Source organism: Mesorhizobium sp. M4A.F.Ca.ET.020.02.1.1 (assembly GCF_004022645.1).
In the GTDB taxonomy this organism is placed as follows: domain Bacteria; phylum Pseudomonadota; class Alphaproteobacteria; order Rhizobiales; family Rhizobiaceae; genus Mesorhizobium.
This window is the reverse complement of the sequence record NZ_RZOI01001087.1, coordinates 1-1,398: the sequence shown is the minus strand read 5'-3', so window position 1 is coordinate 1,398 and position 1,398 is coordinate 1. Positions and strand designations below refer to the sequence as shown.

General features: G+C 62.7%; 2 protein-coding genes. Both read right to left on the bottom strand.

What is annotated here, in order from left to right:
• Positions 1-7: 7 nt before the first annotated feature.
• Positions 8-1,042 (bottom strand): aspartate-semialdehyde dehydrogenase, encoded by a 1,035-nt coding sequence (locus EN742_RS35040; RefSeq protein ID WP_126057397.1) that lies wholly within the window; start codon positions 1,040-1,042, stop codon positions 8-10.
• A 104-nt stretch (positions 1,043-1,146) separates the two neighbouring features.
• On the bottom strand, positions 1,147-1,398 hold a 252-nt coding region (locus tag EN742_RS38880; RefSeq protein ID WP_210214510.1), incomplete at its 5' end, for a hypothetical protein.

The window sequence follows — 1,398 nt, the reverse complement described above, 5'->3', positions numbered from 1 at the left end:
AGCGAGATTATGCCGCCTTCTTCTTCGGCTGGATCAGGCCCCGCTCGACCAGAAGTTCGGCGATCTGCACCGCGTTCAGCGCCGCGCCCTTGCGCAGATTGTCGGAGACGACCCACATCGACAGGCCGTTGTCGACGGTCGAATCCTCGCGGATGCGCGAGATGAAGGTGGCGTCCTCGCCGGCCGATTCGAGCGGCGTGATGTAGCCGCCGTTCTCGCGCTTGTCCAAGACCTGGCAGCCCGGCGCCTCGCGCAGGAGCTCGCGCGCCTCGTCGGCCGTGATCGGCTTTTCGAACTCGATGTTGACCGCTTCCGAGTGGCCGATGAACACCGGCACGCGCACGCAGGTCGCCGTCAACTTGATCTTGGGGTCGAGCATCTTCTTGGTCTCGGCCACCATCTTCCACTCTTCCTTGGTGAAGCCGTCGTCGAGGAAGACGTCGATATGCGGAATGACGTTGAAGGCGATGCGCTTGGTGAACTTCTTGACGTCGACCTGGTCGGCGACGAAGACGGCGCGGGTCTGGGTGAACAGCTCGTCCATGCCTTCCTTGCCGGCGCCGGAGACCGACTGGTAAGTGGCGACAACGACGCGCTTGATGGTCGCCGCGTCATGCAGCGGCTTCAGCGCCACGACCAGCTGCGCCGTCGAGCAGTTCGGGTTGGCGATGATGTTCTTGCGCGAGAACAGTTCCACCGCGTCCGGGTTCACTTCCGGCACGATCAGCGGCACGTCCGGGTCATAGCGGAAGGCGGACGAATTATCGATGACGACGCAGCCCTGCTTGCCGATCTTCGGCGACCATTCCTTGGAGACGTTGCCGCCGGCCGACATGACACAGATGTCGGTGTCGGAAAAGTCATAGGTGTCGAGCGCCTTGACCTTCAGCGTGCGGTCGCCGAAGGACACTTCGGTGCCCTGGCTGCGCCGCGAGGCCAGCGCCACCACTTCGCTTACCGGAAAGCCGCGCTCATCCAGAATGTTGAGCATTTCGCGGCCCACATTGCCCGTGGCGCCGACTACCGCAACCTTGAAACTCATAAAGATCTCCTGTCCCTCTCCGCTTGGTTGGAGAAAACCCGCTGGCCTCATGCGGGTTCCGTCCCCCGGGCCGAACCCGGGAGAGGGTGGTTAGGCCAAGGGAATCACACCGTTTTGGTGGTGGTTTTGGCCGTAGTTTTGCTGGAACGGGCAGGCGCGCCGAAGCGCCCGGCCCGATGCCGTGCATCGTGGCTGGGGGCATCGAATGCAAGAAGAGCCATCAGAAGGCCGCGCATCGAAGAACAATCCCGTTCGAAGCGGGCTTTTACGCGGTTTGGTAAAAGAGTCAATTGGCGGCAGCGCTCTCCCTTCTCCCCTTGTGGGAGAAGGTGTCGCCGAAGGCGACGGATGAGGGG